This window comes from Streptomyces pseudogriseolus (assembly GCA_002154585.1).
Classification (GTDB): Bacteria; Actinomycetota; Actinomycetes; order Streptomycetales; family Streptomycetaceae; genus Streptomyces; species Streptomyces pseudogriseolus.
Genome location: MUNG01000072.1, coordinates 22,095 through 28,845, shown reverse-complemented (window position 1 = coordinate 28,845; position 6,751 = coordinate 22,095). Strand labels below are relative to the sequence as shown.

General features: G+C 72.9%; 8 protein-coding genes. 4 read left to right on the top strand and 4 right to left on the bottom strand.

Going from position 1 to position 6,751, the window contains the following annotated elements:
* Positions 1 to 608 (top strand): TerD family protein (locus tag CCN29_RS07900; RefSeq protein WP_442538270.1); only part of this gene is annotated, 608 nt, incomplete at its 5' end.
* A gap of 78 nt (positions 609 to 686) precedes the next feature.
* Here CCN29_RS07900 and CCN29_RS07895 read toward each other — a convergent pair.
* Positions 687 to 2,123 (bottom strand): hypothetical protein, encoded by a 1,437-nt coding sequence (locus CCN29_RS07895; RefSeq protein ID WP_086680733.1) that lies wholly within the window; start codon positions 2,121 to 2,123, stop codon positions 687 to 689.
* 207 nt (positions 2,124 to 2,330) lie between these two features.
* Between CCN29_RS07895 and CCN29_RS07890 the strand changes: the two genes are divergently transcribed.
* Positions 2,331 to 4,160, top strand: coding sequence for a DUF8508 domain-containing protein (locus CCN29_RS07890; protein WP_031019839.1), 1,830 nt, complete (start codon positions 2,331 to 2,333; stop codon positions 4,158 to 4,160).
* A gap of 113 nt (positions 4,161 to 4,273) precedes the next feature.
* On the opposite strand, the gene CCN29_RS07885 is transcribed toward CCN29_RS07890, so the two are convergent.
* Positions 4,274 to 4,588 (bottom strand): DUF3618 domain-containing protein, encoded by a 315-nt coding sequence (locus tag CCN29_RS07885; RefSeq protein ID WP_228678983.1) that lies wholly within the window; start codon positions 4,586 to 4,588, stop codon positions 4,274 to 4,276.
* Between the two features lie 41 nt (positions 4,589 to 4,629).
* Entirely contained in the window at positions 4,630 to 5,046 is a 417-nt protein-coding gene (locus CCN29_RS07880; protein WP_006131171.1) for a phage holin family protein, read from the bottom strand.
* 130 nt (positions 5,047 to 5,176) lie between these two features.
* Here CCN29_RS07880 and dapA point away from each other — a divergent pair, with 130 nt between their 5' ends.
* Positions 5,177 to 6,100, top strand: coding sequence for a 4-hydroxy-tetrahydrodipicolinate synthase (gene dapA / locus CCN29_RS07875; RefSeq protein WP_086680731.1), 924 nt, complete (start codon positions 5,177 to 5,179; stop codon positions 6,098 to 6,100).
* On the opposite strand, the gene CCN29_RS07870 is transcribed toward dapA, so the two are convergent.
* Positions 6,075 to 6,314 (bottom strand): hypothetical protein, encoded by a 240-nt coding sequence (locus tag CCN29_RS07870; protein WP_086680730.1) that lies wholly within the window; start codon positions 6,312 to 6,314, stop codon positions 6,075 to 6,077. The two genes, dapA and CCN29_RS07870, sit on opposite strands and share 26 nt — an antisense overlap.
* A gap of 197 nt (positions 6,315 to 6,511) precedes the next feature.
* On the opposite strand from CCN29_RS07870, the gene CCN29_RS07865 reads away from it, so the two are divergent.
* Positions 6,512 to 6,721, top strand: coding sequence for a hypothetical protein (locus tag CCN29_RS07865; RefSeq protein ID WP_143661297.1), 210 nt, complete (start codon positions 6,512 to 6,514; stop codon positions 6,719 to 6,721).
* Positions 6,722 to 6,751: the final 30 nt, after the last annotated feature.

The following is a 6,751-nucleotide window of genomic DNA, read 5'->3' as shown; positions in this document are numbered from 1 at the left end:
CGGCCCCGCCCGCCGCCGCGCCCGGCACCGGCAAGATCAACCTCGACAAGGGCCGGGTCAGCCTCCAGAAGAACCAGACGGTCTCGCTGGTGAAGGGCGGCCGCCCGCTGCTGTCCCAGGTGAAGATGGGGCTCGGCTGGGAGCCCGCCTTCCGCGGCAAGGACATCGACCTGGACGCGTCGGTGATCGCGTACGGCCCGCAGCGCAACCACATCGACAGCTGCTACTTCGGCAAGCTCCAGATCCTGGGCGGCGCGGTGCGGCACTCCGGTGACAACCTTACGGGCGAGGGCGCCGGCGACGACGAGGTCATCACCGTCGACCTCGGCCGCCTCCCCATGGAGGTCTCGGGCCTGGTCTTCACGGTGAACTCGTTCTCCGGCCAGAAGTTCACGGAGGTCGCCAAGGCGTACTGCCGTCTGATGGACGCCACCACCGGCGAGGAGCTGGTCCGCTTCGACCTGACCGGCGCCGAGCCGCAGACGGGCGTGCTGATGGCGAAGCTGATCCGGCAGTACTCGGGCGAGTGGGAGATGACCGCGATGGGCGAGTTCGTCAAGGGCCGCACGGTCCGCGGCATGGTCAAGCCCGCCGCCCAGGCCCTCTGACCCGCCCCGGCTGCACCGGTGTCCGGCGCCCGCCGCGAAGGGGGGCGCCGGACGCCCCGCCCTCGCCGGGGCGCTGTCTCAGCCCCCGTGCTGGGAGCGCGCCTTGAACGCCGCCTTGCGCGCTTCCTTCGCGATCTTCTTGTCCGGGTGGAGGCGTCCCATCGCCTCCAGGACGTCCGCCGTCGCCGGGTGGTCCACCCGCCACGCCATGTCGAAGAAGCCGCTGTGCTGCCGGGCCAGCCCCTCCACAAGGGAGCGCAGCTCCTCCGAGTTGCCCTCCGCGGCGAGCTGCGCGGCCACCGTGTCGATGGTGAGCCAGAAGATCATCGCCTCGGACGGCGGCGGCACGTCCGGGGCCCCGTGCTCGGCGAGCCACACCCGCGCCAGACCGCCGAGCTCGGCATCGTCCAGGACCTCCCGCAGCGCGGGTTCCGCGGCGTCGCCCACCAGCGACAGCGCCTGCTGGCAGCGCAGCCGCCGCAGCGGCGCACCCTCGTCCGCGCCGCGCGCCGCCGACAGCAGCTCGCGCGCCGCCTCCAGCGGCCGGCGCCGCTCCAGCCAGTGCTCGGTCTCGGCGTGGGCGGCGGCCGGCGGGTACGCGGCGGTGCCGTCGAGCAGCGCGTCGGCGCCCTTGTCCGCGAGGTCGCCGACCGCGGGCGCCTCGAAGCCCGCCTCCAGCAGCCGGGCGCGCAGCCCGTACAGGCCGAGCGGGGTCAGCCGCACCAGGCCGTAGCGGGCGACGTCCGTCTCGTCGACGGGGGCGGCGGGCTCCTCGTCGGCGTCGGCCATCAGGTCCTCGTCGAGCGGCTGGTACTCCACCAGCCCGACGGGCTCCAGCATCCGGAACTGGTCGTCCAGCCGCATCATCGCGTCGGACACCTGCTCCAGGACGTCGTTGCTGGGCTCCGCCATGCCGTCGGGCACGAGGACGGAGGCGGCCAGCGCGGGCAGCGGCACCGGGGCGTCGCCCGCCTTGTCCTCGCCGACGGTCAGCAGATACAGGTTGCCGAGGACCCCGTCGAGGAACTCCGCCTCGGCCTCCGGGTTCCAGTCCAGCGCGTCGAGGTCCAGCTCCCCCGAGCCCTCGCCCCCGGCGATGGCGTCGACCAGCCCGCCCAGGTCGGGCACGCTCGCGTCGCCCAGCACCGTCTCCAGGGCGCCGAGCCACACGCCCAGCACGTCCTGCGGCGAGCCGCCGGTGAGCAGCGCCAGCTCGTCGCCCGCGCGGACGGTGCCCTCCTTCTCGTCGACCACCTCGACGAGCCCGGTGTCCACGGCGACCCGCCAGGCCTCGCCGGCGTCGGCCGCCGCGTCCTCCCCGCTCAGACCCAACTCCGCGGCCGCGTCCGGGAGCTGCTCCTCCACCAGGGAGCCGCCGGCGTCCACCCGGGTCGCGGGACCGGCCCAGCGGGCGAGCCGGGCGGCCCGGGACAGCACCGGAGTGGACAGGGCGTCGCGCGCCAGCTCCGCTTCGGGGCGCAGCCGCGCCGGCGGCAGGATGGAGCTGTCTGACATCGGCTGATTCTCCTAGGGCCTGTGCGTCTCAGCCGCTCAGCCTAGACGGATTTCCACCCATGCCGCCCACTTCATCTCCTCGTCGGCCGGCGTACATGGCCGGAACCTTGACAAGTGGCGTGACCAGGCTGGACATTGACGCGCGTAGACAGGGCGTGTTCCGCACCGCACCCGCCCGCCCTCGTTCCGGTCCCCGGAGGGAATCCGTTGCCGAGCAAGCCGTCCGCGCGCCTCGCCGCGCTCACCGTCGCCGCCGTATGTTCCGCGGCGTCCACCGTCGTCCTCACGACGCCCGCGCACGCCGAGTCCGTGCGCGTCCACGACATCCAGGGTGACACCCGTCTGTCGCCGTTCGCCGGGAAGCAGGTCACCGACGTGACCGGCATCGTCACCGGCATCCGTACCTACGGTTCGTCCCGCGGCTTCTGGATCCAGGACCCCGCCCCCGACGCGGACCCGGCCACCAGTGAGGGCGTGTTCGTCTTCACGAGCTCCACCCCGCAGGGCGTCGCGGTGGGCGACGAGGTCTCCGTCTCCGGCACGGTCTCGGAGTACGTCCCCGGCGGCACCTCCTCCGGCAACCAGTCGGTCACGGAGATCACCAGGCCCACCGTCACGGTCGTCTCGCGCGGCAACCCGGTCCCCGCCCCGGCGGTCCTCGACGCGCGCACGGTCCCGGCCGCGTACGCGCCTCAGGGCGACCCGGCGGCGAACGGCTCGGTCAACGCCCTGCCGCTGCGCCCGAGCGCCTACGCCCTCGACCTGTACGAGTCGCTGGAGGGCATGAACGTGCGGGTCGCGGACGCGCGCGTGGTCGGCGCGACCGACCCGTACACGGAGCTGTGGGTCACGGTGAAGCCCCACGAGAACCGCAACCGGCGCGGCGGCACGGTCTACGGCTCGTACGACGCGCAGAACACCGGCCGGATCCAGATCCAGTCGCTGGGCAAGGCGGCCGACTTCCCCGACGCGACCGTCGGCGACGTCCTCGCGGGCGCCACCACGGGACCGCTGGACTACAACCAGTACGGCGGCTACACCCTGGTCGCGAGCGAGCTCGGCACGCTGAGGCCCGGCGGCACGGAGCGGGAGACGACCCGCGCGCAGCACCGCTCCGAACTCGCCATAGCCACCTACAACGTGGAGAACCTCGACCCGTCCGACGACACCTTCGCCGCGCACGCCGAGGCGATCGTGCACAGCCTCTCCTCGCCGGACATCGTGTCGCTGGAGGAGATCCAGGACAACAACGGCGCCACGGACGACGGCACGGTCGCCGCCGACATGACGCTGGGGAAGCTGATCGACGCCATCGAGGCGGCCGGCGGCCCGCGCTACGACTGGCGTGCCGTCGACCCGGCCGACAAGCGGGACGGCGGCGAGCCGGGCGGCAACATCCGCCAGGCGTTCCTGTTCAACCCGGCCCGGGTGTCCTTCACCGACCGGCCGGGCGGCGACGCCACCACGGCGACCGACGTGGTCAAGGTCCGCGGCAAGGCCGCCCTGACCCTGTCCCCCGGCCGGGTCGCCCCGGACTCGGCGGCGTTCGAGGACAGCCGCAAGCCGCTGGCCGGCGAGTTCGTCTTCCGCGGCCGCACGGTGATCGTCATCGCCAACCACTTCTCCTCCAAGGGCGGCGACCAGGGCCTCACCGCGCAGTACCAGCCGCCGGTGCGCGGCTCGGAGACGCAGCGCCACCTCCAGGCGCAGGAGGTCCACGACTTCACCGCGAAGATCCTCAAGGCGCAGAAGAACGCTGCGGTCGTGGCGCTCGGCGACATCAACGACTTCGAGTTCTCCCGCACCACCCGCATCATGGAGGGCGGCGGCGTTCTCTGGTCGGCGGTCAAGTCGCTGTCGGCGTCGGAGCGTTACTCGTACGTGTACCAGGGCAACAGCCAGGCGCTGGACCAGATCCTGATCAGCCCGTCGATCCGCCGGCACTGCTCGTTCAGCTACGACAGCGTGCACATCAACGCGGAGTTCCACGACCAGATCAGCGACCACGACCCGCAGGTCCTGCGCTTCAGGCCGTGACCTCGCCGTGGTGACAGGCGGCGGGGGGACGGGAAGCGGCTGTCCGCTTCCCGTCCCCCGCCGCCCTCCGGCCCGCACCCGAACCGGATCTCCCGGCCGCGCGGCCCGCCCGCTCAGTGGTGGCGGCGCTGCGTCATCACCGCCGCACCCACGGCCAGCATCACCAGCGCGCCCGCCGCGGCCATCAGCTGCGTGCGGTGCTGCTTGCCGACCTCGCCGGCGTGTGCGGCGCTGCTGCGCATCTGCACGCTCATCGCGCCGGCCCGGTCCTTCAGTTCGTCGGCGCGCGCCCGTGCCCGCGCCTTGACGTCCATCTTCCCGGCCAGTTCCTCGACGGTGTCGCCGAGTTCGTGCCGGGTCCGTTCGATCTCCCGGCGCAGCTCGTCGGGGCCCTTGGCCCCGCGCGCCGCCTCACTGCCGGCGTCCACGTGGGCTCCCGACGGGGACGCCGAGCCCCTCACCTCGTGGGTCATCGGTGCGCCCTTCCCTTGATCTCCTCGACGTCGGCCTTCACGCTGCCCAGCGTCCGCTCCGGCTTGGGCGGCGTGGCGCGGCGCAGCTGCCCGCGTCCGGCCAGCGCCAGCACGCCGGCGATCACGAACAGCACGCCCGTGATGATCAGCGCCGCCGCCCACAGCGGCAGCACCAGGTCGAGTGCGGCGATTCCCGTGGCGGCCAGCGCGAGCAGACCCGCGTAACCGAACGCCCCCGCCGCTCCCAGCATCCCGCCGCCGACGCCGGCCCGGCGCCCCTTCTCCGCCAGTTCCTCCTTGGCGAGCGCCACTTCCTGCCGTGCGAGCCGCGAGATCTGTTCGGTGGCCTGCCCGACGAGCTCGCCGACACTGTGCTCGTCGCGTACAGGCCGTTGTTGGATGGTTCCGGCCACGGTGCGCCTCCTCTCGGTGGGGAGACCCGAGTACCCCCGCGCACTCCGCCCTATCCCTCAAGCAACGCTTACGCATACCGGTGAGAACCTGTAAGTGGACCTTCACCGTCCGCGCGCCGACACTACTCCTATGACCTCCACGCCCCCTTCCCCCTCCCTCGGCCGCACCCTGTGCGCGATGATCACCCCCTTCACCGCCTCCGGCGCGCTGGACCTGGACGGCGCGCAGCGCCTGGCCGGCCATCTGGTCGCCGAGGGCTGCGACGGCCTGGTGCTGTCCGGCACGACCGGGGAGTCCCCGACGACGACGGACACGGAGAAGCGGTCCCTGATCGCGGCCGTACGGGAGGCCGTCGGCACCCGCGCCACGCTGATCGCCGGCGTCGGCACCCCCGACACCGCGCACACCCTCACCCTGGCCCGCGAGGCCGAGCGGGCGGGCGCGGACGCCGTTCTGCTGGTCGCCCCGTACTACAGCCGCCCGCCGCAGGACGCGATCGAGGCGTACTTCCGGGAGACCGCCGACGCGACGGACCTCCCCGTGGTCCTGTACGACATCCCGGCCCGCACCGGGGTCCGCGTCGAGCCGGACACCCTGCTGCGTCTGGCCGGGCATCCCCGCATCGTGGCGGTGAAGGACTGCTCCGGCGACTTCCTGGCGGCGCAGAAGGTGATGGCCCGTACGGACCTGGCGTACTACGCGGGCTGCGACGAGCACAACCTGGCGCTCCGCGCGGTGGGCGGCGCCGGCTGCGTCAGTACGGTGGCAAACGTGGCCCCGTCCGCGGTCCGCCGCGTCCTCGACGCCTTCGACAAGGGCGACACGGCCGAGGCGACCCGCCTCCAGCACCGCCTGACCCCGCTGATCGAGGCGGTGATGGCGAGCGGCCTCCCCGGCACGGTGACGGCGAAGGCCCTGCTCCCCGCCCTGGGCCTCCCCGCGGGCCCGGTCCGCCCGCCCCTACGCCCGGCGGACCCGAGCACCACGGCCGCCCTGCGGGAGGCCTACGCGCATCTGACCGCGGACGTCAGTTCCACACCTGCCGGTCGCTGAACAGCAGCACGTGCTCCAGCACGTCCTCGGCGGGGTCGTCGATCTGCCCGAGATCGGCGTTGACCAGCCCCACCCGGGGCCCGTTCTTCGACCCGCTGGTGGTCTCGTCGGCGTACGCGGTACCCGCCAGGGTGCCGCAGAGCATCAGCATGGCGGCCACCCCCATCACGCCGATCGCGCAGCGCAGCGCGCCCCGTACCCACTTGTCACTCATCGCCCGTCCCCATTTCCCTGCACACCATTCAGTCGCCTTGACGTCTGATCGGACCCTGTGTCCACCCGTTCATCCGCCAAAACGACCTCAAGGTCACGGAAAGTAACCCATACGGGGATCAGTTCGCCGTCACCGGTCAGTCCCGCCCGGGCCGGACCGGGCCCTGGTCGGTCCAGACGACGCCCTTGTTGCGGGTCGTGCACGGCGTCGAAGGCGGATTCGGCTTCTGGAGCCCTGGCACGCAGGGCCCGTTCGCCGAGTGGCTGTGGCACCGGCTCGGCCGCGAGAGCCCGCTGAGCTGGGCCACCGAGATCGAGCGCGAAGCGGAAGCGGCCGGCGTGGCCGCGGTCGAGCTGTTCTTCAGCTTCCTCGACGAATTCCGGGCCGACCGCGACCGAGCCTCATAGGCCGGGCGATGCCGCGCGAGCGCCCTCCCG

Bases quoted from the DNA above. Each gene is read 5' to 3' on its own strand.
- CCN29_RS07870 (WP_086680730.1), bottom strand. From the start codon at position 6,314: ATGAGTGACAAGTGGGTACGGGGCGCGCTGCGCTGCGCGATCGGCGTG.
- dapA (WP_086680731.1), top strand. From the start codon at position 5,177: ATGACCTCCACGCCCCCTTCCCCCTCCCTCGGCCGCACCCTGTGCGCG.
- CCN29_RS07895 (WP_086680733.1), bottom strand. From the start codon at position 2,123: ATGTCAGACAGCTCCATCCTGCCGCCGGCGCGGCTGCGCCCCGAAGCG.